Source organism: Streptomyces sp. P3 (genome assembly GCF_003032475.1).
Taxonomy (GTDB): domain Bacteria; phylum Actinomycetota; class Actinomycetes; order Streptomycetales; family Streptomycetaceae; genus Streptomyces.
In genome coordinates this window covers 3,555,096-3,579,780 of record NZ_CP028369.1, presented here as the reverse complement: position 1 = coordinate 3,579,780, position 24,685 = coordinate 3,555,096, and the positions used below count along the sequence as shown (strand labels likewise).

General features: G+C 72.1%; 26 protein-coding genes. 14 read left to right on the top strand and 12 right to left on the bottom strand.

What is annotated here, in order from left to right:
• The first annotated feature begins 2 nt into the window (after positions 1–2).
• From C6376_RS16025 to C6376_RS16015, 3 genes are read left to right on the top strand one after another with little or no spacing between them, the layout of a single operon-like run.
• On the top strand, positions 3–779 hold the full coding sequence (locus C6376_RS16025; RefSeq protein WP_107444041.1) for a metal ABC transporter ATP-binding protein: 777 nt from the start codon (positions 3–5) through the stop codon (positions 777–779).
• Entirely contained in the window at positions 779–1,681 is a 903-nt protein-coding gene (locus tag C6376_RS16020; RefSeq protein ID WP_107444040.1) for a metal ABC transporter permease, read from the top strand. Before C6376_RS16025 ends, C6376_RS16020 begins: the two co-directional genes overlap by 1 nt.
• Before the next feature lie 60 nt (positions 1,682–1,741).
• Complete coding sequence (locus C6376_RS16015; protein WP_107444039.1) at positions 1,742–2,161, top strand: Fur family transcriptional regulator; 420 nt, start codon at positions 1,742–1,744, stop codon at positions 2,159–2,161.
• Between the two features lie 52 nt (positions 2,162–2,213).
• Here the strand turns inward: C6376_RS16015 and C6376_RS16010 are convergent, their stop codons facing one another.
• The 4 genes from C6376_RS16010 to C6376_RS46135 all read right to left on the bottom strand — a co-directional run bounded on the left by C6376_RS16010 (position 2,214) and on the right by C6376_RS46135 (position 4,643).
• Complete coding sequence (locus C6376_RS16010) at positions 2,214–2,804, bottom strand: hypothetical protein (RefSeq protein WP_107444038.1); 591 nt, start codon at positions 2,802–2,804, stop codon at positions 2,214–2,216.
• 87 nt (positions 2,805–2,891) lie between these two features.
• Entirely contained in the window at positions 2,892–3,743 is an 852-nt protein-coding gene (locus C6376_RS16005) for an isoprenyl transferase (protein ID WP_107444037.1), read from the bottom strand.
• Positions 3,744–3,774: 31 nt separating this feature from the next.
• Entirely contained in the window at positions 3,775–4,524 is a 750-nt protein-coding gene (gene recO / locus C6376_RS16000) for a DNA repair protein RecO (protein ID WP_057574747.1), read from the bottom strand.
• Positions 4,521–4,643: a hypothetical protein gene (locus tag C6376_RS46135; protein ID WP_301554696.1), complete on the bottom strand. Its 123-nt coding sequence runs from the start codon at positions 4,641–4,643 to the stop codon at positions 4,521–4,523. The genes recO and C6376_RS46135 overlap by 4 nt, the downstream gene beginning before the upstream one ends.
• A 199-nt stretch (positions 4,644–4,842) precedes the next feature.
• Here C6376_RS46135 and bla point away from each other — a divergent pair, with 199 nt between their 5' ends.
• The 3 genes from bla to C6376_RS15985 are packed head-to-tail and all read left to right on the top strand — an operon-like array spanning position 4,843 to position 7,357.
• Positions 4,843–5,658, top strand: coding sequence for a class A beta-lactamase (gene bla, locus C6376_RS15995; RefSeq protein WP_254076381.1), 816 nt, complete (start codon positions 4,843–4,845; stop codon positions 5,656–5,658).
• Between the two features lies 1 nt (position 5,659).
• The gene (locus C6376_RS15990; protein WP_107444035.1) at positions 5,660–6,415 is read left to right on the top strand and encodes a hypothetical protein; all 756 of its coding nucleotides are present in this window, start codon (positions 5,660–5,662) and stop codon (positions 6,413–6,415) included.
• Between the two features lie 3 nt (positions 6,416–6,418).
• Positions 6,419–7,357 (top strand): pyridoxal-phosphate dependent enzyme, encoded by a 939-nt coding sequence (locus tag C6376_RS15985; RefSeq protein WP_107444034.1) that lies wholly within the window; start codon positions 6,419–6,421, stop codon positions 7,355–7,357.
• Between the two features lie 82 nt (positions 7,358–7,439).
• Here the strand turns inward: C6376_RS15985 and C6376_RS15980 are convergent, their stop codons facing one another.
• Complete coding sequence (locus C6376_RS15980; RefSeq protein ID WP_107444033.1) at positions 7,440–7,922, bottom strand: protein phosphatase; 483 nt, start codon at positions 7,920–7,922, stop codon at positions 7,440–7,442.
• Positions 7,923–8,002: 80 nt separating this feature from the next.
• On the opposite strand from C6376_RS15980, the gene C6376_RS15975 reads away from it, so the two are divergent.
• A complete protein-coding gene (locus tag C6376_RS15975; protein WP_254075955.1) occupies positions 8,003–8,587 on the top strand; it encodes a SigE family RNA polymerase sigma factor in 585 nt (194 codons plus the stop codon).
• A complete protein-coding gene (locus C6376_RS15970; RefSeq protein WP_254075954.1) occupies positions 8,535–9,473 on the top strand; it encodes a hypothetical protein in 939 nt (312 codons plus the stop codon). Before C6376_RS15975 ends, C6376_RS15970 begins: the two co-directional genes overlap by 53 nt.
• A 6-nt stretch (positions 9,474–9,479) precedes the next feature.
• On the opposite strand, the gene C6376_RS15965 is transcribed toward C6376_RS15970, so the two are convergent.
• The 5 genes from C6376_RS15965 to leuA all read right to left on the bottom strand — a co-directional run bounded on the left by C6376_RS15965 (position 9,480) and on the right by leuA (position 16,377).
• On the bottom strand, positions 9,480–10,157 hold the full coding sequence (locus tag C6376_RS15965) for a response regulator transcription factor (protein ID WP_107444031.1): 678 nt from the start codon (positions 10,155–10,157) through the stop codon (positions 9,480–9,482).
• A complete protein-coding gene (locus C6376_RS15960) occupies positions 10,154–11,554 on the bottom strand; it encodes a sensor histidine kinase (protein WP_107444030.1) in 1,401 nt (466 codons plus the stop codon). Before C6376_RS15960 ends, C6376_RS15965 begins: the two co-directional genes overlap by 4 nt.
• Positions 11,535–13,622: an MMPL family transporter gene (locus C6376_RS15955; protein ID WP_107444029.1), complete on the bottom strand. Its 2,088-nt coding sequence runs from the start codon at positions 13,620–13,622 to the stop codon at positions 11,535–11,537. Before C6376_RS15955 ends, C6376_RS15960 begins: the two co-directional genes overlap by 20 nt.
• A gap of 153 nt (positions 13,623–13,775) precedes the next feature.
• Positions 13,776–14,471 carry a TerB family tellurite resistance protein gene (locus tag C6376_RS15950; RefSeq protein WP_107444028.1) on the bottom strand — a complete coding sequence of 232 codons (696 nt, stop codon included), beginning with the start codon at positions 14,469–14,471 and terminating at the stop codon, positions 13,776–13,778.
• A 184-nt stretch (positions 14,472–14,655) separates the two neighbouring features.
• Positions 14,656–16,377: a 2-isopropylmalate synthase gene (gene leuA, locus C6376_RS15945; RefSeq protein ID WP_107444027.1), complete on the bottom strand. Its 1,722-nt coding sequence runs from the start codon at positions 16,375–16,377 to the stop codon at positions 14,656–14,658.
• A gap of 345 nt (positions 16,378–16,722) precedes the next feature.
• On the opposite strand from leuA, the gene C6376_RS15935 reads away from it, so the two are divergent.
• From C6376_RS15935 to C6376_RS15920, 4 genes are read left to right on the top strand one after another with little or no spacing between them, the layout of a single operon-like run.
• On the top strand, positions 16,723–17,793 hold the full coding sequence (locus tag C6376_RS15935) for a M4 family metallopeptidase (RefSeq protein ID WP_107444026.1): 1,071 nt from the start codon (positions 16,723–16,725) through the stop codon (positions 17,791–17,793).
• 21 nt (positions 17,794–17,814) lie between these two features.
• Positions 17,815–18,081, top strand: a complete 267-nt coding sequence (locus tag C6376_RS15930) for a protealysin inhibitor emfourin (RefSeq protein ID WP_107444025.1) — start codon at positions 17,815–17,817, stop codon at positions 18,079–18,081.
• Positions 18,082–18,139: 58 nt separating this feature from the next.
• Complete coding sequence (locus C6376_RS15925; protein WP_107448990.1) at positions 18,140–19,462, top strand: GH1 family beta-glucosidase; 1,323 nt, start codon at positions 18,140–18,142, stop codon at positions 19,460–19,462.
• Positions 19,459–20,718 carry an MFS transporter gene (locus C6376_RS15920; RefSeq protein ID WP_107444024.1) on the top strand — a complete coding sequence of 420 codons (1,260 nt, stop codon included), beginning with the start codon at positions 19,459–19,461 and terminating at the stop codon, positions 20,716–20,718. Before C6376_RS15925 ends, C6376_RS15920 begins: the two co-directional genes overlap by 4 nt.
• Before the next feature lie 136 nt (positions 20,719–20,854).
• Here the strand turns inward: C6376_RS15920 and era are convergent, their stop codons facing one another.
• Positions 20,855–21,808 carry a GTPase Era gene (gene era / locus C6376_RS15915; protein WP_173985655.1) on the bottom strand — a complete coding sequence of 318 codons (954 nt, stop codon included), beginning with the start codon at positions 21,806–21,808 and terminating at the stop codon, positions 20,855–20,857.
• A 173-nt stretch (positions 21,809–21,981) separates the two neighbouring features.
• Between era and C6376_RS15910 the strand changes: the two genes are divergently transcribed.
• Positions 21,982–23,292 carry an ammonium transporter gene (locus tag C6376_RS15910; RefSeq protein ID WP_107444022.1) on the top strand — a complete coding sequence of 437 codons (1,311 nt, stop codon included), beginning with the start codon at positions 21,982–21,984 and terminating at the stop codon, positions 23,290–23,292.
• The gene (locus C6376_RS15905; RefSeq protein ID WP_107444021.1) at positions 23,289–23,627 is read left to right on the top strand and encodes a P-II family nitrogen regulator; all 339 of its coding nucleotides are present in this window, start codon (positions 23,289–23,291) and stop codon (positions 23,625–23,627) included. The genes C6376_RS15910 and C6376_RS15905 overlap by 4 nt, the downstream gene beginning before the upstream one ends.
• A 13-nt stretch (positions 23,628–23,640) precedes the next feature.
• Here C6376_RS15905 and C6376_RS15900 read toward each other — a convergent pair whose 3' ends face one another.
• Positions 23,641–24,675, bottom strand: coding sequence for a DUF916 domain-containing protein (locus C6376_RS15900; RefSeq protein WP_107444020.1), 1,035 nt, complete (start codon positions 24,673–24,675; stop codon positions 23,641–23,643).
• Between the last annotated feature and the right edge of the window lie 10 nt (positions 24,676–24,685).

Here is a 24,685-nt window from a genome sequence, read left to right as displayed (position 1 = left end):
TCATGGACGCGAAGGCCGAGCCCGTGATCGCGATGCGCGCAGTCAGCGCCCGGCTGGGCTCGCGCCCCGTGCTGCGGGGCGTCGACCTCACCGTGCGGCGCGGTGAGGTCGTCGCCCTGCTCGGCGCGAACGGCTCCGGGAAGTCGACGGCCGTGCGCAGCGTCATCGGCCAGGTGGCGATCGACGCGGGCGAGATCGAGCTGTTCGGCACCGCGCACCGCCGGTTCCGCGACTGGTCGCGGATCGGTTACGTGCCGCAGCGCACCACGGCCGCGGGCGGCGTCCCGGCCACGGTGACGGAGATCGTCTCCTCGGGCCGGCTCTCCCGCACCCGCTTCGGCGTCTTCCGCAAGGCCGACCGCACGGCCGTCCGCCGGGCCCTGGACCTCGTCGGCATGGCAGACCGCGCCAAGGACAACGTGGACGCCCTCTCCGGCGGCCAGCACCAGCGCGTACTCATCGCCCGCGCGCTCGCCGCCGAACCCGAACTGCTGATCATGGACGAGCCGATGGCGGGCGTCGACCTCGCCAGCCAGGAGGTCCTGGCCCGCACCCTGAAGGACCAGGTCGCGGCCGGCACGACCGTCCTGCTCGTCCTGCACGAACTGGGCCCGCTGGAGCCCCTCATCGACCGGGCGGTCGTCCTGCGCGACGGCTGCGTCCTGCACGACGGCCCGCCCACCCCGGCCGTCGGGCAGCACGCCCTCCCCGGCCACGACCACGTACACCCGCACGCGCCCGCGGGCGTCGAACCGATCCGCACGGGACTGCTGAGCTGATGGACATCCTCGACTACGCCTTCATGCAGCGGGCCCTGCTCGCCGCCGTCCTCGTCGGCATCACCGCGCCCGCGGTCGGCATCTACCTCGTCCAGCGCCGCCAGGCCCTCATGGGCGACGGCATCGGCCACGTCGCGATGACCGGCGTCGGCCTGGGCTTCCTCCTCAACGCCTCCCCCGTGTGGATGGCGACCGCCGTGTCCGTCCTGGGCGCCGTGGCGATGGAACTGATCCGCTGGTACGGCAGGACCCGCGGCGACATCGCCCTCGCCATGCTCTTCTACGGCGGCATGGCCGGCGGCGTGATGTTCATCAACCTCGCGCCCGGCGGCTCCAACGCCAACCTGACGTCGTACCTCTTCGGCTCGCTGTCGACCGTCTCCGAGTCGGACGTCACCGCGATCTGCCTGCTCGCGGCGTTCGTCGTGGCGGTCACCGTGGGCCTGCGCCGTCAGCTCTTCGCGGTCAGCCAGGACGAGGAGTTCGCCCGCGTGACCGGCCTGCCCGTGCGGGCGCTGAACCTGCTGACCGCCGTCACCGCCGCCGTGACCGTGACCGTCGCCATGCGGGTGGTGGGCCTCCTGCTGGTCAGCGCGCTGATGGTGGTCCCCGTGGCCGCCGCCCAACAGCTCAGCCGCAGCTTCGCGGCCACCTTCGCGATCGCCGTCGCGATCGGTGTGACGGTGGCCCTCGGCGGCACGGTGACCTCCTACTACCAGGACGTTCCGCCCGGTGCGACGATCGTCCTGCTGACCATCGCCGCGTTCGTCGCGCTCGGCGTGCTGGCCGCCCCGCTGGCCCGCCGCCGCGCCCGTGCCCTGGCCGCGCAGGGACCCGCCGGCGACCCGGCCGAGTGCACGATTCCGGCCACCCGGGACGCGGGGGACGGGGTCGGCGTCTGACCGCGCACAGCCGCGGGCTGGCACAATGGCCCGGCAAGCCGCAGACGTGAGGAGACGACGGTGACGACCGCTGGACCGCCTGTGAGGGGCCGCTCCACCCGGCAGCGTGCCGCGGTGGCGGCCGCGCTCGACGAGGTCGAGGAGTTCCGCAGCGCTCAGGACCTGCACGACATGCTCAAGCACAAGGGCGACTCGGTGGGCCTGACCACGGTGTACCGCACGCTCCAGTCCCTCGCCGACGCCGGCGAGGTCGACGTCCTGCGCACGTCGGACGGCGAGTCGGTGTACCGCCGCTGTTCCACCGGCGAGCACCACCACCACCTCGTCTGCCGCGTCTGCGGCAAGGCCGTGGAGGTGGAGGGCCCGGCGGTCGAGAAGTGGGCCGAGGCGATCGCGGCGGAGCACGGCTACGTCAGCGTGGCCCACACCGTGGAGATCTTCGGCACGTGCGCGGACTGCGCGGGCGCCTCCGGCGGCTGACCCGTCGCGCGGCGCGGTCCGCCGGGGCGACCGTCGAGTGCCGGTCCGACCGTCATGACTGCACGGGGCCAGGCCGGGCGGGACCGGTGCGCGGCGCCCAGGCGCGCGGCAGCCGGCTGTCCAGCAGGGCCCGCAGCCGGTCGACGTCCTCCGGAGTCCGGGCGCCCCGCTTGACCAGCACGATCGCGCAGCGACCGGCCTTGTCGGGACTGCGCAGGGCGAAGACCCGGCCCGACTCCGCGTAGCTGCCGTAGTTGGCCCAGCCCATGCGCAGATCGGCGTGCGCGCTCACGGTGCGTACGCCCTCGGGGCCGACGGACACCTGGAGCCGGCCGTGGTGCCGGTTCGCCTTCAGCAACCCCGCGGCCGACATCCGCGGCGCGAAGTACATCAGCACCGGCCACACCACGCACATCACGCCGAACGGGATGTCGGCGCCGTCGCCGTCGCCCCGCACGCCCTGCGTGAGCATCCACACCCCGACCAGCGCGACGCACACCAGGAAGACCGGCCGGTGGATCAGACCCACCCGGCCGTTCTTGCGGGACACCAGCCTGACGGCGTCCTCCATGTCCGCGAGGTGATGCTCGTACTCGAGCACCACGGCGTCCTCCCGCACTCCCACAGCCTGCTCTTCGGCCACGGCCCCTCCCCCGGTCCTACGGTGACGAGCCGTGATCGTAACGGCCGGGGGCGACAGCCGGTGCACCGCCCGGGGGCGTACGACGGCTTACGAGGTGACTTCCTGGTCCGGGGTCCGTCCCTCCAGGGACAGCAGCACCTCGTTCGGGGTGGCGCCGCCGAAACGGCGGTCCCGGGAGGCGAACTCGACGCAGGCCCGCCACAGGTCGCGGCGGTCGAAGTCGGGCCACAGGACGTCCTGGAAGACCATCTCGGCGTACGCGCTCTGCCAGATCAGGTAGTTGGAGGTGCGCTGCTCGCCGCTCGGCCGCAGGAACAGGTCGACGTCCGGCATGTCCGGGTAGTACAGGTACTTGGCGAGGGTCTTCTCGGTGACCTTGGACGGGTCGAGACGCCCCGCCTTCACGTCCTGGGCCAGCGCCTGCGCCGCGTCCGCGATCTCGGCCCGGCCGCCGTAGTTCATGCAGAAGTACAGAGTGAGCCGGTCGTTGTCCTTGGTCTGCTCCTGGGCGACCTGGAGCTCCTTGGCGACCGACTTCCACAGCTTGGGCATCCGGCCCACCCAGCGCACCCGGATGCCGAGCTCGTCGAGGGTGTCGCGGGTCTTGCGGATGAAGTCGCGGTTGAAGTTCATCAGGAAGCGGACCTCGTCGGGCGAACGCTTCCAGTTCTCGGTGGAGAAGGCGTACAGAGAGATGTTGCGCACGCCCATCTCGACGGCGCCCTGCAGCACGTCGAGGACCTGCTCGGCGCCGACCTTGTGCCCCTCGGTGCGCGGCAGCCCGCGCTCCTTGGCCCAGCGCCCGTTGCCGTCCATGACGATCGCCACATGCTCGGGGACCAGCTCACCGGGGAGCTTCGGCGGCCGAGCGCCGGACGGGTGCGGCTCCGGAGTCCTGTACTCCCGACGCTGCCGCCCCAGGAACCCGCGTACGACCATGTGCCTCTCGTCTCCTTAGACGTTCGCTTGCTTATTTCTCGACGTACCGAAGGGAGCGCAGTCCGCGCTCCAGGTGCCAGTGCAGATAGGCGGACACCAGCCCGCTGCCCTCCCGGACGTGCCGCGGCTCGCACGCGTCGGCCGTCTCCCAGTCTCCCGTGAGCAGCGCGCCCAGGAGGACCAGGGTCTGCGGCGAGGGTACGACGCTGCCGGCCACCCGGCAGTCCGCGCAGACGGAGCCGCCGGCGGCGACCGAGAAGAACCGGTTGGGTCCCGGCATCCCGCACCTGGCGCAGTCCCCGAAGCTGGGGGCGTACCCGTTCACGGCCAGCGACCGCAGCAGGAACGCGTCCAGCACGAGGTGCGGGGCGTGCTCGCCGCGGGCCAGGGTCCGCAGCGCGCCCACGAGCAGCAGGTACTGCTGCACGGCCGGCTCGCCCTCGTGGTCGGTGAACCGCTCGGCGGTCTCCAGCATGGCCGTCCCGGCGGTGTAGCGGGCGTAGTCGGTCACGATGCCGCCGCCGTAGGGGGCGATGATCTCGCTCTGCGTGCACAGCGGCAGCCCGCGTCCGACCAGCTCGCTGCTGCCCCGCGCGAAGAACTGCACGTCGACGTGGGAGAAGGGTTCGAGCCGCGCCCCGAACTTGGACTTCGTCCGCCGCACCCCCCGCGCCACCGCCCGCACCCGCCCGTGCCCGCGCGTGAGCAGCGTGATGATGCGATCCGCCTCACCCAGCTTCTGGGTGCGCAGCACGATCCCGTCATCGCGGAACAGACTCATCGCACACCGCCGTGGGCCTGCCGGGGTCGCGGTCCGCCGTCCGGCCGCGGCGTGCCGCGCCCTGCCTCCCCCGGCTTCTGGGGGCGCAGCACGATGCCGTCGTCGCGGAACAGGCTCATGGCCCCATTCTCGCCTACGCCGAGCCGGGGTGTGCCCCACCGTCACGATCGCCGACGCCGCCCGCAACCACGGGGCGGCCCGTGACGTCTGTGCTGTCGGAGAAGCGATTCCCGACGGACGGAGAGACCGATCTCACGCTCGACCGGCTCGACCACTCGCCGCACCCTGCTCGCCGTCGGCGCGGGAGCGGGCGCCGCCCTGTTCACCGCCGGTCCGGCACGGGCGGCCGCCGATCCCGTCACCGCCCACCTGAGCGAACTGGAGGCCCGACACGGGGCCCGGCTCGGGGTGTTCGCCTACAACATGCGCACCCGCCGCAGTGTCCGCCACCGCGCGGACGAGCTCTTCCCGGTCTGCTCACTGTTCAAGACGCTGGCGGTGGCGGCCGTGCTGCGCGACCTGGACCCGGCGGCGCTGGACCGGCGCGTGCACTACTCGGCCGACGACGTCGTCGAGAACTCGGAGATCACCAAGGGCCACGTGGCCGACGGTATGACGATCGCCGAGCTGTCCGCCGCAGCGATCTGGCACAGCGACAACACGGCCGGCAACCTGCTGCTGCGCGAGCTGGGCGGTCCGGCCGCGATCACCCGCTTCGCCCGCTCCGTCGGCGACCGGGTGACCCGCCTCGACCGCTGGGAGCCGGAGCTCAACTCGGCCGAGCCGTGGCGGACCACGGACACCACGAGCCCGTACGCGATCGCCCGCACCTACGCCCGGCTGGTCCTCGGCGATGCCTTGCGGGCTCCCGACCGGCACCGTCTGACGGATTGGATGCTCGGCACAGTCACCAGCGCCAACCGCTTCCGCGCAGGCCTGCCCCCGACCTGGACGATCGCCGACAAGACCGGCGGCGGCTGGTACGGCGCGAACAACGACGCCGGCATCGCCTGGGCCCCGGACGGCACCCCGATCGTCCTCGCGGTCCAACTCACCAAACCGGACCGCGAGGCCCCTTACGACCACGCCCTGATCGTGGAGACAGCGGGGGTGTTGGCGAAGGCGCTGGGCTGAGGTGACCGACTGGGACAGCTTCGACAGCGAGGCCTACGCGGCTTCGAACTACGGCGACAGGATCCATGCCGAGGACGAGCAGATCATCCGGTTCGTGGTGACCGAATTGAAGAAGCTGCGAATCCCGTTCGGACACATGCGGCACGCGGCGGACATAGGAGCCGGGCCGAACCTCTACCCCGGCCTCCTGCTCACTCCGTACATGTCTCCCGGCGGCACACTCGAGCTTGTCGACCGTTCTGCCGCGAACCTTCGCCATCTGAGGAAAGCCATGGACGACGCGTACGGCAGCGCCGCGTCGTGGACGAAATTCGAGGATCTCCTCCTGCGGCTGGGCCACCGAACGAGCCTCCAGCGCCTGCGCGACATCGCAAGGGTGAAGGAAGGGAGCATTTTCGAGCTTCCCACCGGGCGATACGACGCTGTCCTGTGCTTCTTCGTGGCGGAATCCATAACCACCGACCGTGAAGTATTCGCCGCCGGTCTGGATTCTCTGATGAAGTCGCTGAAGCCCGGAGGCCTGTTCATCACGGCCCACATGGTCGGCTCGACCGGTTACCGAACGGGAACGGGAAACTCCTTTCCGGCATGCCACCTGACCATGCCGGACATCGAACGGCACTACCGCCCGTACGGAGAATTCCGGTCGATCTTCGCCTCGCACGGCGTGTGGGACGCCATTCGGCCCGGCTATCAAGGGATGACCGCCCTGATCGGCCGAAGGCCTCCCCCACGGCCTCGCGCGACCAACCGATAGCCGATGGATCACACAGCCGGGATCGAGGCCGCGGCTTCACGCATCGAGAGTGTCACGGTGAAGACGCCGTTGCACACCGCCGCCCGCGGGAACGTGCTGTTCAAGCGAGAGGATCTGCAGGCGGGCGGGTCGTTCAAGATCCGCGGCGCCGCCAACAAGCTCCTCGCGGGGGACGAATCCGCGTCCCGCAACGGCGTCGTCACCGTGTCCTCGGGGAACACGGGCCGTGCGCTGTGCGCACTTCGTGCGAAGTTCCCCGTCCCGGTCCACGTGTTCGTGCTCGATCAGTGCGAGGCCGCCAAAGTCGGCCACTTGAAGCGGGCAGGGGCCGCCGTTCACATGGCCGGGCGCTCGTTCTTCGCCGCCGGCGTACGGGCCAGAGAGTTCGCCCGGGCCCATGGAATGCTGTTCTGCTCCTCCTCGGCCGACTGGGAGTTTCTGTACGGCGTCGCGACCATCGGCCTGGAACTGCACCGGGCCCGGCCGGATCTGGAGGTGATCTATGTGCCGATAGGCGGCGGGGGCCTCGCCGCCGCCCTCGGCACGTTCTACGCGGGATTGCGCGGCACCGGGCGTCCTCACATCATCGGTGTCCAGTCGGCTCGCTCCCGGCCGGTCTACGAGCATTTCCACCACGGCCGGATCCTCAGCACACCGCGGGCCACGGCGGCGGCCTGTCTGGAGGGCGAGCCCGAGGCGGGTGCGATCATCCTGGACATCGGCCGGAAGGTCCTGACCGACGTCGTGGTCGTCACCGACGACGAGATCCTCGAAGCGGTCGCCCGCCTGGCCCGCGTGGGAGTCCTGGTCGAACCCGGCGCCGCGGCGGGCTATGCCGCCTACCTCGGGCACGCCAACGCGGCCGATCCGTCGGGAGTCATACTCACCGGCACGGCCATCGTCCCGGAAGACCTCGGACACACCCCTGTGGCTGAGCCGTAGTGGACCGCGCTCGGCCCCGGGTGAGGGGTGACGGAAGCACGTGCGCACCGCCGCCCCGGCATCCCCGAGTCAGGAATTCTGTTCACATGGTGTCCGGAACGGGCCGCCCCCCGGCGTCGTCCGCAGGTTTGAAACGGTGCACGTATCGTCGCTGGCCAGGCGTTTCCACCGCGCGGCGGTCGTAGTGGTCGCGGACGAAAGCGACCGCCGCCCTCGGGGGCACGCCGTCCAGGACGGCCAGGCAGGCGAGGGCGGTGCCGGTGCGGCCGCGGCCGCCGGCGCAGGCGATCTCCACGCGTTCGTCGGCCGCCCGGAGCCACACCTCGGCGAGGGCCGCGCGGGCGTCCTCACGGTCGGCGGGGAGGCGGAAGTCGGGCCAGCGCACCCAGCGGGACTCCCAGGGCGGCGCCGGAGGGCGGCGGCCCAGCAGGTAGAGGCCGTAGGCGGGGACGGGCGCCGCCGGGTCGAGCGGGCGGCGCAGACCGCGGCCGCGGATCAGCCGGCCGGAGGGCAGGGCGAGCACTCCGGGGGCGTCCTCACTCCATGCCCATGTGTCCTTCTGCACCACTCCATTCCAACGCGTTCGCCGCGACCGGGCAACCGATTCGGGCCCGCCGGTGGTCTGGGGGGCGAGGAGGGTGCTTGATGCAGGCCGAACAAGAGGACCGGTTCCACGAGTTCGTCAGAGCGCGGTGGTCCCGGCTCGTGCGAACCGCGTATCTGCTCACGGGCGACGTCCACCACGCGGAGGACCTGACGCAGACCGCGCTGGCCAAGGCGTACCGGTCGTGGCGGCGGATATCGCGCAGCGACAGCCCGGAGGCGTACGTGCGGCGGATGCTGGTCACGTGCAACAGCGACCGGTTCCGCAAGCGGCGGGTCACCGAGGCGCTGACCGCGGCGCCGCCGGACCGCGCAGGGCTCGACGAGGGCGCGGGGCAGGTGGAGGAGCGTGGCTCGCTGCTCGCCGGACTCGCCCAACTGCCGCCCAGACAGCGGGCGGTGGTGGTGCTCCGGTACTGGGAGGACCTTTCCGAGGCGGAGGTGGCCGAGGTGCTCGGCTGCTCGACCGGCACGGTCAAGAGCCAGGCGTCGAAGGGCCTGGCGAAGTTGCGAACGTATCCGGGACTGTCCGCGGGCCGCACGCCGGCGGACGGTCGGGGGCAGGGAGACAGCAGTGAACGAGACAGGCGGGCAAGAGGACTTCGGGTTCGAGGCGCGGATGCGTGAGCTGCTCGCGGAGGACGCGTACACCATCAGCCCTTCCGCGGCGCCGTACCCGGCGATCAGGCAGCGGGGGCTGGCCGAACGACGGCGGCGCGTGGCGCTGACCGGGGCGGTGCTGGCGACGCTGGCCGCCGTGCCGGTGGGGGCGTACGCCGTGGCGGGCGGGAGCGGAGGGCGGGGCTCCGACACCGCGGCGCCGCAGGCGTCGGCGAGCGTCCGGGGCGGCACGGCGGCGAGCCCGGGCACGACGCCGGGCACGACGGCGGGCGGCGACGCCTCCGGGCCCGCGCGGCCGGCCACGGACGGCCAGTTGCTGGACGGCATCACCTTCGCTCAGGCGGCGGACGGGCTGGCGGCCTGTCTGAAGGCGGAGGGCGGGACGAAGGCCCGTCTGGGCAGGGCCGAGGAATACCGGATCATCCTGGCCGCGAAGAGCACGGGCGACTCCAACGCCCCCGGTGACGGCTTCCACGTCGTCGGCGTGAAGGAGCAGCCGGCCGGCTTCCGGGTGGTGTGCGACGTCGAGGACGGCGTGGGCACCGGCATCAGCGTCAGTTCGAGCGACGCGAACTCGGCAGACGCGGGCGTGGTCGTGCCCGACGTCAACGGCGGGAACCTGTACCAGCAGTCGTTCCTCGACAAGGGCCACTGGAAGCTGCCGTTCCGCTGGGCGGCCATCGGCACCGTCGAGCCGTCGGTGGCCAAGGTGACCGTCTCCTACGGCGACGCCGGCCCGGTCGCCGCCGCCCTCGACCACGGCTGGTTCGTGGCCGCGGGAATGCTGGACCGGCAGGTCACCCTGGCCCCGCACGTGAAGGGTTACGACGCCGCGGGCAAGCTCGTCTACGACTCCGACACGGACAGCACGTACCACCGCACGCTGCCGTAGACGCGGTCATCCCCTGCCCGGGGTGACCAGCCCCGACTCGTAGGCCACGATGACCAGTTGGGCCCGGTCCCGGGCGCCCAGCTTGCCCATGATCCGGCTGACATGGGTCTTCGCGGTGAGCGGGCTGAGGCCCAGCGTCTCGCCGATCTCGGTGTTGGTCAGCCCGCGGGCGACGAGGGCGAGCACCTCGCGTTCCCGCTCGGAGAGTCCCTCCGGTCCGCCGACGGCGGGTGGGCCGCAGGGGCTGCGCAGGAACCGGGCGATCAGCCGGGCCGTCGGACCGGGCGACAGCAGCGCCTCGCCGGCGGCGACCGTGCGGATGGCGTCCAGGAGTTCGGCGGGCCGGGTGTCCTTCACCAGGAAGCCGGAGGCGCCCGCGCGGAGCGCCTCGACGATGTTCGCGTCGGTGTCGTACGTGGTCAGGACCAGTACGCGAACCCCGGTCAGGGTCTCGTCGGCGGCGATCAGCCGGGTCGCCTCGATGCCGTCGAGATCGGGCATGCGGACGTCCATGACGACGAGGTCGGGCCGCTCGCCCCGGGCCGCCGCCAGCGCCTCCCGGCCGGTGCCGGCCTGCCCGACGACCTCCATGTCCGGTGCGGAGTCGACGAGCATGGCGAACGCGGCCCGGACCAGGGTCTGGTCGTCGGCCAGCAGCACCCGGATCGTCCCGCCCTCGTTCATCGGCTCTCCCCCGTCGGCAGCACGGCGCTCACCGCGAAGCCCCTCCCGTCGTCCCGCGGCCCCGCGGTCAGCCTGCCGCCGACACTGCGGGCGCGTTCGCGCATGCCGACGAGCCCGAAGCCCGGCGCGTCGGCGACGGCCCCGGATCCGCCGGCGCCCGCGTCCACACCCTGAACCCCCCGCACTTCGGCACTCGGTGCGGCACCGCGCACGCCGGCGCCCGCCCCGTCGTCGGCGCCCGCCCCGTCGTCGGTGATCTCGACCCGCACCGCGCCCTGCGCCTCGTACACCCGTACCCGCACCCCCACCGGCGCACCGTACCGTCCGCCGTGCCGGACCGCGTTGGTCAGCGCCTCCTGGACGATCCGGTAGACGGCCGCGCCGACCGACGGCGGCGTCCGCGGCGCCGTCACCGTCACCGTCAGGTCGACCTCCGCCCCGGCCGCCCGCGCCGTCTGCGCGAGGTCGGCCAGGCCGTGCAGGCCGGGGAGCGGCCCGCGCGCGTCGGGGGCGCCGTTCTCGCGCAGCACCTCCAGCGTCGTACGGATCTCGGCGCGCGCGCTGCGGCAGGTCTCGGCGATGTCGTCGAGGGCCCTGGCCACCGCCGCGCGGTCGAGGCGTTCGGGGTCGGCGGTCAGGACGTGAGCGGCGACGGAGGTCTGCACGCCGACCAGGGTGATGGTGTGCGCCAGCAGGTCGTGCAGGTCACGGGCGATGCGCAGACGTTCCTCGGCGACCCGGCGGCGGGCCTCCTCGTCCCGGGTGCGTTCGGCGCGCTCGGCGCGCTCCACGATGGCGGCGACGTACTGGCGGTAGAAGCGGGCGCTCATGCCGCAGAACAGGACCGCGATGACCCAGCCGGAGATCCGCAGCACCTCCACCACGCCGTCGGGGTTGGTGAGGGCGTTGGCGACCATCGTCACGCCGAGGACGGCGACGCCGGTGAGCAGCGTGCGGCGTGCCGTGCCGCTCGCCGCGACCGTGTAGAGCGCCACCATGGTCCCGGCGATGGGCGCGGCGTGGTCGTAGTCGAGGGCGTGGTACGGCACGATGCAGGCCACCACCGCGAGCAGGGCCGTCAGCGGGGAGCGGCGGCGCCACACGAGGGGCACGTGGCCCGCGAGCAGCAGCGACCAGCCGAGTGCGTGGGGACGGCCGCCGTCACCACCGGCGAGGGCGATGGCCGTGGCGAACAGGGCGGTGGCCGCGGCCAGCAGCGCGTCGGTGCGGGTGCGGTGCGGGGCGGTGCGGGGATCCCGGTTGATCACCGTCATGATCCGCTCGCCCCGCCGGGCACGCGCTGGTGTCGTGGTCGGCTGCACGGGACCATCCTGCGGCACCCGGGCGCCCCTCCGACAGGGAGGGGCGCCCGGGCGTTCAGGCGAACTGCCGCTCATGGGCGGCGGCTTCGGGTTCCGGCGCCCGGGACAGCCGGCCCGGCCACCACACCGTCCGTCCCAGCGCGACGCTCGCGCTGGTCACCAGGTAGGTCCGGACGAGGAAGGTGTCCAGGAGCACGCCCACCGCGATCACGAAGCCCAGCTCGACGAGTTGCACGAGCCCCATGTTCGTCAGCACGGCGAAGGTCGCGGCGAGGACGAGACCGGCGGAGGCGATGACCCCGCCGGTGGTGCGCAGCGCGGTCAGCGCCGCCGCGTCGGGTTCGGCGCCGCGCAGCGACTCCTCCCGCATCCGGTGCATCAGGAAGATGCCGTAGTCGACGCCGAGGGCGACCAGGAACACGAAGGACAGCAGACCGAGCCCGGGATCCGTGCCCGCGAAGCCGAACACCGGCCCGAACACCAGCCCGCCGAGTCCGAGCGCCGCGCCCCACACCGCCACCACGGCGGCGACCAGCATCAGCGGCGCGACCAGGGAGCGCAGCAGCACCATCAGGATCAGCAGGACGGAGACGAGGACGATCGGCACGACCACGAGCCGGTCGCGGGCGTTGGCGTCCTCGAGGTCGATCTGCTGGGCGCTGGGCCCGCCGACGTAGGAGTCGGGCAACCGTTTGCGCAGTGCCTCGATGGTCGCCGTCTCGGCGGCGGACTGCGGCGGTGCGGCGGCGGTCACCGCGATCTCCGTCCAGCCTGCTGCGGTACGGCCCCGGCGGGCGTCGGCGACACCGTCCGTGTCCCGGATCGCGGCGAGGGCGGCGTCGGCGCGGCCGGCCGGGGTGAGCACGTCGACGGGCTGGGCGGACTGCTCGGGGAAGGCGTCGGCCAGGGTCTGCATGGCGACGACCGACTCGGGCCGGTCGACGAAGGAGTCCTGCTGCCTGACCGCGCCGGGCAGGTTGAGCGCGCCCAGTGCGAGCGCGCCGAGCAGCACGGCGCCGGCCGCCAGAACGGTCCGCGGGCGCCGCCCGGCCGAGGCGCCCATCGCGGCGAACAGCGTCCGGCGCGCTCTGGGCGTGCTGCCGTGGGCGGGGATCAGCGGCCAGAACACGCGGCGGCCCAGCAGGACGAGGAGCGCGGGCAGCAGCGTCAGCATCGTGACGAGCGCGCACAGCACACCCACCGTGCCCAGCGGGCCCATCCCCCGGTTGGAGTTGAGGTCGGCGGCGAGCAGGCACAGCAGCCCGGCGGCGACGGTCCCGGCGGAGGCGAGCACGGCCGGACCGCAGCCGCGCAGCGCGGCCCGCATGGCGTCGTGGGGCCGCTCGAAGCGCCGCAGCTCCTCCCGGTAGCGGGAGACGAGCAGCAGGGCGTAGTCCGTGCCGGCGCCGAAGACGAGGATGGTCATGATGCCGGAGCTCTGCCCCGACACCGTGGTGCCGAAGGTCTGGTTGAGGCCGTAGGCGACGCCCATGGAGAGGTAGTCGGCGATCCCGGCCACGGCGAGCGGCACCAGCCACAGCACGGGGCTGCGGTAGATGAGGATCAGCAGGAGGGCGACGACGCCGACGGTCGTGTAGAGCAGCGGGCCGCCGAGCGAGTCGTAGACCTTGGTGGCGTCGGTGGCCAGCGCGCCCGTGCCGCCCACCTCCACGGTCAGTCCGCCCCGGCTGTGGGCGACGTCCCGTACGTCCTCGACGAAGGCGTCCCGCTTGTCCTCGTCGGTGCCGGGCTCGTTGGTCGCGACCGGGTACATGAGCGTGGTGCCGTCGGCGGACGGGACGCCTCGCGGGGCCCCGGTCAGCGTGTGGTCCCCGGCGATCCGCGCGAGTTGCTCCCGCGCGGTCGTCCGGTCGGCGGCGGTCAGGCCGCCGTCGCGGTGGTAGACCAGTACCAGCTCGGTGCTCTCACCGCCGGGCAACTGCTCCTGGAGCCTGGCGACCCTGGTCGAGTCGGCGCTCGCCGGCAGGTAGTCGGTGACCCGGTCGTGCTGTACTCCGGCGAGTTCGGCGGCGAACGGCGAGGCCAGCGCGAGCACTCCCGCCCACAGCGCGAGCACCACCCAGGGGATGGCGCTGCGCCCGCCCTTCGTCCGTCCGGTCCTGATGAAATCTGCGGCCCCCATGAAACGGGACCTCCCTTCGGCGCGGCTGTCCGGTTGCGTTCTCCAGACTTCCGGCGGGGAAGGGGCGGATCGTCGCGCGTGAGGGCGAGTTCGGGCGTACTGCCGGGGGTGACCGGGTGGGGGGATTACTCCCCGGGGAGTATCCGGGGTGGGTCAGGACGGCGTGCGGGCCGCTGCCAGGAGGCGGGTCACGTCGTCCGCGCAGATCGTCAGGGCCGCGCCCACCGTCGCGAGGACCTCGCGTTCGGCCGGGGTGTAGGGGCCGTCCGCGAGGGCGATCCGGGCACCCTGCAGCAGGATCGACTCGCGGCCGACCGGTGCGAGGTGGGGTGTGAGCGGGTCGAGGGCCTCGTGGAGCTCTATGGCGAGCCCGGGGCCGTACGGCTCGCCGTAGCTGCGGCCGGTGTCCGAGGCCAGCGCGTCGACGAGGGCGGCGAGCTGTTCCTCCGTGCAGTCGGCGAAGCCGGCCGCGCGGACCGCTCCCGCCGCCGTCTCGAGGGCGGTGCGGGCGCAGCCGCCGCCCGCGGACAGCACGGCGAGGGCGACGGTGTGGACGGCGTCGCGGAGCATCGCCGAGAAGCGGACGGTGGTGGGACGGTCGAGGGCGTCGGCGCCGAAGTGCAGGTGGCAGGCCGCGCACTCGACGACCGGACCGGTCTCGCCGCGCGGCAGGACGGGCACGCCGAGCACGGTGAAGCGGCGCTGGCCGGTCAGCCGCTGGTAGTTGCGGTCTCCGCCGCAGCCCGGGCAGAAGAACTCGCCGTCGCCGACGGGCGTCCACGCGGTGCGGGTGCCCAGGATGCGGGCACGCCTGGTGACACGGCCGTCTCGTCCCCGTTCTGGCAGCACGTCGCACCTCCATCAGCCGCGGCAACATCGCCGCATGCCCCCGTGATGTTAGCCACATCATTGAGGTGTAGTCAGCACCCGGGACGAGACCTCTCCGTGACCTTCACGGCCGGATGGCCGATATACGACGGGGCCCCGGCCGCCGAGTACGGCGACCGGGGCCCCGAACCACCGATCGGGGTGGTCAGCGGCTCGCGCGGTTGACGGCCGAGACGACCGCCTTCAGCGAGGCTCGCGTCGTGTTCGCGTCGATGCCGATGCCCCACAGGACCTTGTCGCCGATCGCGCACTCGATGTAGGAGGCGGCCTGCGCGGAGGCGCCCTCGCTCATGGTGTGCTCCTGGTAGTCCAGCAGGCGTACGTCGACGCCGACGGACTGCAGGGCGTCGAAGAAGGCCGAGATCGGACCGTTGCCGGTACCGGTCAGGACGGTGTCCTCGCCGTCGACCGTGGCCTCGACGGTCAGGGTGTCCACGCCGTCGGTGTCGGTGGTCGACTGGCCGGTGCGGACCTGGATGCGGCCCCAGGGGTTCTCGGGGTTCGGCAGGTACTCGTCCTGGAAGACGGACCAGATGGCGCTGCCGGTGACCTCGCCGCCCTCGGCGTCCGTCTTGGCCTGGATGAGCCTGGAGAACTCGATCTGCATACGGCGGGGCAGGTCCAGCTTGTGGTCGTTCTTCAGGACGTACGCGATACCGCCCTTGCCGGACTGCGAGTTGACGCGGATGACCGCCTCGTAGGAGCGGCCGACGTCCTTCGGGTCGATCGGCAGGTACGGGACGGCCCACTCGATGTCGTCGACGGTGACGCCCCTGGCGGCCGCGTCGGCCTCCATCGCGTCGAAGCCCTTCTTGATGGCGTCCTGGTGGGAGCCGGAGAAGGACGTGTAGACCAGGTCGCCCACGTACGGGTGGCGCGGGTGGACCTCCATCTGGTTGCAGTACTCCCACGTACGACGGATCTCGTCGATGTCGGAGAAGTCGATCTGCGGGTCGACGCCCTGGGAGAACAGGTTCATGCCCAGGGTGACCAGGTCGACGTTGCCGGTGCGCTCGCCCTGCCCGAACAGACAGCCCTCGACGCGGTCGGCGCCGGCCATCAGCGCCAGCTCGGCGGCGGCGACGGCGGTCCCGCGGTCGTTGTGCGGGTGGACGGAGATCACGACGTGTTCGCGGCGGGAGATGTTGCGGCTCATCCACTCGAAGCGGTCGGCGTGGGTGGAGGGCGTGGAGCGCTCCACGGTGGCAGGCAGGTTCAGGATGATCTCGCGGCCCGGACCGGGCTGGTAGACGTCCATCACCGCCTCGCAGACCTCCAGGGCGAAGTCCAGCTCGGTGTCGGTGAAGATCTCGGGGCTGTACTGGTAGCCGAACTCGGTCTCCGGGCCCAGCAGCTTCTCCGCGTACTCCATGACCAGGCGGGTGCCGTCGACGGCGATCTGCTTGATGTCGTCCTTCGAACCGCGGAAGACGACCCGGCGGAAGACCGGGGCGGTGGCGTTGTACAGGTGGACGGTGGCGCGACGGGCGCCCTTCAGGGACTCCACGGTCCGCTCGATCAGGTCCTCACGGGCCTGGGTCAGTACGGAGATCGTGACGTCGTCCGGGATCGCGCCCTCTTCCTCGATGATCGAGCGCACGAAGTCGAAGTCGGTCTGTCCGGAGGCCGGGAAGCCGACCTCGATCTCCTTGTAGCCCATCTTGACCAGCTGGTCGAACATCCGGCGCTTGCGCTCGGGCGACATGGGGTCGATCAGGGCCTGGTTGCCGTCGCGCAGGTCGGTGGAGAGCCAGCGGGGGGCGGCGGTGATCCGGTTGTTCGGCCAGGTGCGGTCGGGGATGTCGACCTGGTCGTACTGCCCGTACTTGTGGATCGGCATCTGGCTGGGCTGCTGGCGGTTCGCCATGGGGCGTTGGCTCCTCGGGGTGACCGGAGGGATGTCCGGACGGAAGGACGGCCGACACGCAACACCAAGCTCCGCGGGGAGGGGGTCGGCCTCGACTACAGGCCCTCGCCGCGGCAGCTAAGGAGAAGCAGCCCGAAACGCATAGTGCTCCGCAGCCTAGCCGAGCCGCATCTGTCGCGGTGGTGCGTATCAGTATGCGGGACCACCGGGAGCAACTGAAGAGAAAAGGGACGAAACGTGCTCCATACCACTTGAAGCCATGAATCTGCCGTGTTTGTCACCGTTTTTCACCGATCATGGTTGCCTGTCGTGACAAGGGCGTCACACAGTGCAAGGGTGCCGGGCATGACGACCCACGGGGGCTTCGAGCCCGTCTTCTGCACCGTCGTACCGCCGCACCTCCTCCACCGGCTGGCGCGCAACGACGACCCCGCGCTCTCCGGTCCCGCCCGGCGCACCCTCCTGCGCGACAGCGAACTGCGCGCCCTGCGTCAGGTGACCACCGAATTCCGCCTGGCCGCCGCCCCGGCCGTGAAGGCCCCCTCCGACCAGCCGCTGCGCACGATCCACGACTGCGGGCACGGCACCGACCTGCCCGGCGAGAAGGTCCGCTCCGAGGGCCAGGACCCCGGCCGGGACGCGACCGTCAACCGCGCCTACTCCGGGCTCGGCGCCACCTTCGACCTCTATCTGAAGGCCTACCGCCGCCACTCCATCGACGACGACGGCCTGCCGCTGAACGCCAGCGTCCACTACGACGAGGGCTACAACAACGCCTTCTGGAACGGCGAGCAGATGGTGTTCGGCGACGGCGACGGCGAGATCTTCCTCGACTTCACCAACTCCATCGACGTCATCGGGCACGAGCTCACCCACGGCGTCACCCAGTACACGGCGAACCTGACCTACTACGGGCAGCCCGGCGCCCTCAACGAGTCGATGTCCGACGTCTTCGGCTCGCTCATCAAGCAGTACTCGCTCGGCCAGACCGCCGCCGAGGCCGACTGGCTGATCGGCGCGGGCCTGCTCGCCCCGGACGTCACCGGCACCGCCCTGCGCTCGATGAAAGCCCCGGGCACCGCGTACGACGACGACGTCCTCGGCAAGGACCCGCAGCCCGCGACCATGGACGAGTACGTCCGCACCGGCCGCGACAACGGCGGCGTGCACATCAACTCGGGCATCCCCAACCACGCGTTCTACCTGGCCGCCACCGCCCTCGGCGGATACGCCTGGGAGAAGGCGGGGCAGATCTGGTACGACGTCCTGACCGGCGGCGAGCTCGGCGACCGGGCCTTCTTCACCGACTTCGCCGCACTGACGGTGAAGGCGGCGCGCGAGCGGTTCGGCGACGGCGGCGACGAGTTCCAGGCCGTAGAGAAGGCGTGGGAGCAGGTCGGGGTGCGGATCCTGTAGTTCCGTACTACACAGGGACCCATGCGTATTCAGGTGAGGCGCACGGGCGGGTTCGCGGGCATCGAGCGGCAGGCCGAGGTGGACACGGCGGGGCGGCCCGACGCCGACGAGTGGCACGCCCTGGCCGAGCAGGCGGTCGCCGCCGGCCGGGGCACACCCCCGCAGGGCGTGCCGGACGGCTTCCGATACGAGATCACGGTGGACGGGAGGACCGTCCACGCGGCCGACCCGCGGCTGACGTCGCAGCAGCGCGAACTGATCACGAGAGTGCTGAAGGAAGGCGCCTGATCGGCAGTTGCCGTAAGGACGTTGACTTCCTTACCCATCGGTAAGGATGATCCCGACCATGGCGAACGATCCGCGCGAGGCGGCGCATCCGATCCCCCGGTTCCCGGCGGACTTCCTGTGGGGCGTGTCCACGTCCGCACACCAGATCGAAGGCGCGGTGGAGGAGCGCGACCCGTCCGTGTGGGACGTCTTCACGGCCGAGCCGGGACGGGTGAAGGACGGCTCCACGGCGGCTGTGGCGTGCGACCACGTCCGCCGCCACGGCGAGGACGTGGCCCTCCTCGCGGGCCTCGGCGTCAACTCCTACCGCTTCTCCGTCTCCTGGCCGCGGGTCAACGCCCCGGGCGGCCTCGACTTCTACGACCGTCTCGTGGACGAGCTGCTGGCGGCGGGCGTCCGCCCGGTCCCCACCCTCTTCCACTGGGACCTGCCGGCGGACCTGGACTGGCTGGAGCGGGACACGGCGTCCCGGTTCGCGCAGTACGCGTCCGTGGTGGTGGACCGGCTCGGGGACCGCGTCACGAAGTGGATCACCCTCAACGAGCCCGCCGAGCACACCCTGCTGGGCCACGCACTCGGCACCCACGCCCCCGGCAAGCAGCTCCTCTTCGACGCGCTGCCGGCCGCCCACCACCAGTTGCTCGGCCACGGTCTCGCCGTGCAGGCGCTGCGCGCGGCCGGCGCCGCGGACATCGGCATCGCCAACTCGCACGGCCCGACCTGGCCGGCCTCGCAGGAATCCGCCGACCTGGAGGCGGCGGCGTTCTACGACCTCCTGCTCAACCGCCTGTTCGCGGAGCCGCTGCTGCTCGGCGCGTACCCGGAGGGCCTCGGCGAACTGATGCCGGGCGACGTCGCGGCCGACCTGAAGATCATCGGCGAACCGCTCGACTGGTACGGCGTCAACTACTACGCCCCGACCCGGGTCGGCGCCCCGCAGGGCACCGAGATCGAGTTCGGCGGGATCACCATGCCGGCCGAACTCCCCTTCTCGGTGCGGGAGATCGAGGGCGTCCCGGTGACCGACTTCGGCTGGCCGGTGGTCCCCGAGGGCCTGACCGAGCTCCTGACGACCTTCAAGGACCGCTACGGCGACCGCCTCCCGCCGGTCGTCATCACCGAGAACGGCTGCTCCTACGAGGGCCTCGACGACCAGGCCCGGATCGCCTACCTGGACGGTCACCTCCGCGCCCTGCACCGGGCCCTGGAGGCCGGCGTGGACGTGCGCGGCTACTTCGTCTGGTCGCTGCTGGACAACTTCGAGTGGGCGGAGGGCTACGCACGGCGCTTCGGCCTCGTGCACGTCGACTTCGCGACGCAGGTCCGCACCCCGAAGGCCTCCTACGCCTGGCTGCGGGACGTCCTCCAGGCGCAGGGATGACCACGGCGGACAGGGCCCGGACGGCCGCGCTGGCCGAGCCCGTCGAACGGGTGGGCCGCGGCTGGACGTCGGCCCTGTCCCTCGCCAACGGGGCGATCTGGGTGGGCTGGTACGGCCCCCTGCAGATCCTGCTGGCCTCCCAGGCCGAGGACTTCGCGCCCGGCTCCGGCATGTCGAAGGAGGCGATGCTGGCCTGGGTGACGGGCGTCGGCGCGGTCGTCTCACTGGCGGCGAACCCGCTCTTCGGCGCGCTGTCGGACCGCACGACGTCGCGCCGGGGCCGCCGCACCCCGTGGATCGTGGCCGGGACGGCGGGCGGCGCCCTGTCGCTGCTGCTGCTCGCGGGCGCGCGCGGGGTGTGGACGATGGCGCTGGGCTGGTGCCTGGTGCAGCTGACGCTGAACGCGGCCTTCGCGGCGGTGACGGCGGCCGTCCCCGACCGGGTCCCCCGGTTCCAGCGGGGCTCGGTGGGCGGCTGGCTGGGCGTCGCGCAGATCCTCGGCGTGGTCGGCGGCACGGGGCTCGCGACGGCCGCCGGGGGCGTCGGGGCGGGATATGTGGCGTGCGCGGTCTTCACGGCGCTGGGCGTGCTGCCGTACGTGCTGCGGTACGAGGACCTGCGGCTGGCGGAGGAGGACCGGCCGGCCTGGTCCTGGCGGGGTTTCGCGGCCGGCTTCTGGCTGAGCCCGCGCCGGTACCCCGACCTCGGGTGGGCGTGGCTGACCCGCTTCCTGATGAACCTGAGCAACGCGCTGGTGCTGCTCTACCTCCTCTACTACCTGCGCGACCGCCTGCACCACGCCGACCCCGAAGGCGGCGTGCTGATCCTGACCGCGGTGAACGGGCTGACGCTGCTCGCCACGGTCGTCGTCGGCGGCGTCTGGTCGGACCGGATCGGCCGGCGCAAGCCGTTCGTGATCTGGTCGGGCGTGCTGATGGCGGTGGCGACGGCGATGCTGGCCGCCTGGCAGACCTGGCCGGGGGCGATCGTGGCGTCGGCGGTGCTGGGCGTCGGCTTCGGCGTGTTCACCTCGGTCGACTTCGCGCTGATGACGGACGTGCTGCCGAAGGCCGCGGACCGGGGCAAGGACCTGGGCGTCATCAACGTGGCCAACGCCCTGCCCCAGGTCGCCGCGCCCGCCCTGGCCGCCCCGATCGTGACGTACCTGGGCGGCTACCGGGTGCTGTACCTGGTGTCCGCCGTGATCTGCCTGGCGGGAGCGGTGCTGGTGGGGCGGATCAGGGGGGTGGACTGAGGCACCGGCCGACGGTCGCCGTACTCCCGGGGAACGCGCCCGGACACCGACGACATGCGCAGGCCGTACGGTCCGCGGGCCCGGCTCGTCCCCCTCCGACGGCGCCGGGCCGCCGCCTGTGAGCCCCCGGAAACCCTCAGAAGCCCAGTTTGCGCAGCTGCTTGGGGTCGCGCTGCCAGTCCTTGGCCACCTTCACGTGCAGGTCCAGGAAGACCGGCGTGCCCAGCAGCGCCTCGATCTGCTTGCGGGACTTGATGCCGACGTCCTTCAGGCGCTTGCCCTTGGGGCCGATGATGATGCCCTTCTGGCTGGGACGCTCGATGTAGATGTTGGCGTGGATGTCGAGCAGCGGCTTCTCGGCGGGGCGGTCCTCCCGCGGGAGCATCTCCTCGACGACGACCGCGATGGAGTGCGGCAGCTCGTCGCGGACGCCCTCCAGCGCCGCCTCCCGGATCAGCTCGGCGACCATCACCTGCTCGGGCTCGTCGGTCAGGTCGCCCTCGGGGTAGAGCGGCGGGCTCTCGGGGAGCATCGGCACGAGCAGGTCGGCCAGCAGCCCGACCTGCTGGTCGCCCACCGCCGAGACCGGCACGATCTCCGCCCACTCGAAGCCCAGCTCCTTGCCGAGCTGGTCGATCGCGATGAGCTGCTCGGCGAGCGCCTTGGAGTCCACCAGGTCGGTCTTGGTGACGACCGCGACCTTCGGCGTCCGCTTGATCCCGGCCAGCTCCTTGGCGATGAACCGGTCGCCGGGGCCCAGCTTCTCGTTGGCCGGCAGGCAGAAGCCGATGACGTCGACCTCGGCCCAGGTGGCGCGCACGACGTCGTTCAGCCGCTCGCCGAGCAGGGTGCGCGGCTTGTGCAGCCCCGGCGTGTCCACCAGGATCAGCTGGGCCTCGGGACGGTGCACGATGCCCCGCACGGTGTGCCGCGTGGTCTGCGGACGGTTCGAGGTGATCGCCACCTTCTTCCCGACCAGAGCGTTCGTGAGGGTGGACTTGCCGGCGTTGGGGCGGCCCACGAAGCAGGCGAAGCCGGCACGGTGTACGGACTCGGCCGACTGCTCGGATGACTGGTTGCGAACGCTCATGGCCCCCATTCTCCCTGATCCGCAAAGCACCGCCGTACACACGAGCGGTAGGGCCCCGGGCGGTGAGCTCCCGGAAACCTCCACGCAACGAAACCTCACGGAAACACACATGTGCGCTGGAGGAAACGCGGGCCGGTGACCCTCTGACGAGCCCCCGCATCGTTGGAGACATCGTGACTCTGGCCGCCGCCCACGCGAACACCGGCGACACCGCCTGGCTGCTCGCCGCCACCGCCCTCGTCCTGCTGATGACCCCGGGACTGGCCCTCTTCTACGGCGGCATGGTCCGCACGAAGAGCGTCCTCAACATGCTCATGATGAGCTTCGTGTCGATCGCCCTGGTCACGGTGGTGTGGCTGACGGCCGGCTACTCGCTCGCCTTCGGGAAGGACGCCGGCGGCGGCCTCATCGGCGGACTCGAGCACGCCGGGATGGCCGGCCTCGGCCCGGACAGCGTCCAGGGCACGGTCCCGACCCTGCTGTTCGCCACCTTCCAGCTCACCTTCGCGATCATCACCGCCGCGCTGATCAGCGGCGCGATCGCGGACCGGGCGAAGTTCGCGGCCTGGCTGGTCTTCGTACCCCTCTGGGCCCTGCTCGTATACGTTCCCGTCGCGCACTGGGTCTGGGGCCCGGGCGGCTGGATCCTCGAGGGGCTCGGTGCGCTGGACTTCGCGGGCGGCCTCCCCGTCGAGATCACGTCCGGGGCCTCCGGTCTGGCGTTGTGCCTGGTCCTGGGCCCGCGGCTGGGCTTCAAGAAGGACGCGATGCGTCCGCACAACCTGCCCATGGTGATGCTGGGCGCGGGCCTGCTGTGGTTCGGCTGGTTCGGCTTCAACGCCGGTTCCGCGCTGGGCGCGAACGGGCTGGCGGCGGCGGCCTTCCTCAACACGATGGCGGCCGGCTGCACGGGCCTGCTGGGCTGGCTCTTCGTCGAGCAGCAGCGCGACGGCCACCCGACGACGCTGGGCGCGGCCTCCGGCGCGGTCGCGGGCCTGGTGGCGATCACGCCGTCCTGCGGCTCGGTCTCCCTCCTCGGCGCCCTGGTCGTGGGCCTCGCCGCCGGCGTCGTCTGCTCCTACGCCGTGAGCTGGAAGTTCAAGCTGAACTACGACGACTCCCTCGACGTCGTGGGCGTCCACCTGGTCGGCGGCGTCATCGGCACGCTCCTGATCGGCGTCTTCGCCGTGGACACCATGACCGGCGGCCCCGAGGGCCTGCTGTACGGCGGCGGGTTGGGGCAGCTCGGCAGGCAACTGGTCGCGGTGCTCGCGGTCGCCGCCTACGCCTTCGCCGTGACCTACGGCATCGGCAGGATGCTCGACCGCACGATCGGCCTCCGTGCGGACGAGGACCACGAGCACACCGGCCTGGACCTTACGGTGCACGCCGAGACGGCATACGATCACGGCGTCCTGGGCCACGGCGCCCCGGTCTCCGCGCACTCCGTCCCCTCCGCCCAGAAGGTCAAGCCACAGGCATGAAGCTCATCACCGCGATCGTCAAGCCCTACCGCCTCGACGAGGTCAAGACGGCCCTGCAGGAGCTCGGCGTGCACGGTCTGACCGTGACCGAGGCCAGTGGTTACGGCCGGCAGCGCGGCCACACCGAGGTGTACCGGGGCGCCGAGTACCAGGTCGACCTCGTGCCCAAGGTCCGTATCGAGGTCGTCGTCGACGACGCGGAGTCCGAGGCCGTCATCGACGCGGTCGTGCGCGCCGCGCACACCGGCAAGATCGGCGACGGCAAGGTGTGGGCGCTGCCGGTGGAGACGGTCGTCCGGGTACGGACGGGCGAGCGGGGGCCGGACGCGCTCTAGTACTGCAACGGCACTAGCCTCCGGCGGTCTGGCCGATTCTCGTCCGCGGGTGAGCGGGGGCCGGCCGCGCCCCGCGGCGGAGCCGCCCGGCGCCGGCTCCCCGCGCCCCTTCAGGACGCCTTCCCCGGCGCCTGATCAAGAGCCACACCCCCGTCGCGGTCCCGATCGCCACGACCGCCAGGACCAGCCACGGAGCCGCCACGAACGACGCGGTCGCCGACTCCTGCGTCCTCGTGGCCGTCGCCGTCAGCTTCACGTCCGTCCGGTCGAGGTGCGGGGCGTCGGTCCAGCGTTCGGTGAGGCGGACGCGCTGGCCGGGCAGGAGCTGGGAGGGGACCTTCGTGAGGCGACGGTCGAGGAGCGTGCGGCCGAACAGTCCCCGCGCCGTCAGCCGCACCTTCGGATCGAGGGTCACGTTGCCGGTGTTGTGCAGGGTGTAGGAGATCGTCGCCGTGCTGTCGCCGAAGCCCGGCACCAGCGGCTGGTGGTGGCTGATTCCGACGTCCTCCACGGCGAGCGCGGGCAGGGTGGGTCCGCCGACCTGGAGGTAGACACGGGCGGCGACCGCCCGCTGCACGCCGAGCGCGACCGAGCCGTCGCCCCGCTCGACGCGTTCGTCGAGGGCGACGACGGCCCCCGGATGATCGCCCGGCTCGGCGCCCTCGGGCACCCGGACGGTGAACGGCACGGTGACGGCACCGCGGCCGGGCACGGTGATCCGGTCCCGTGACAGCTCGGCCCACGCGCCCACGCCCCGCATCCGCTCCCCCGCCGACCTGACGGCGAACCCGCCGTCGCGTGCGGTGTTGTAGGCGTCGGCCGCGTACAGCCGGAAGGTGAGGGGGGCGTCGGTCTTGTTGGCGACGACGACCTTGTCCTCGATCGTCTGGCCGGGATCGGCCGAGACGTAGAAATAGGGCCGCGCGGCGACGGCCGAGGCGACGGGGTACACGGACCAGCTGCCGTTGTCGGCGGCCCGTGCGGGCGTGGGCGCGGCGAACAGCAGGCCCAGCAGGAACGGCAGGAGGAGGACGTACGGCTTGCGCATGGGTGCGGAC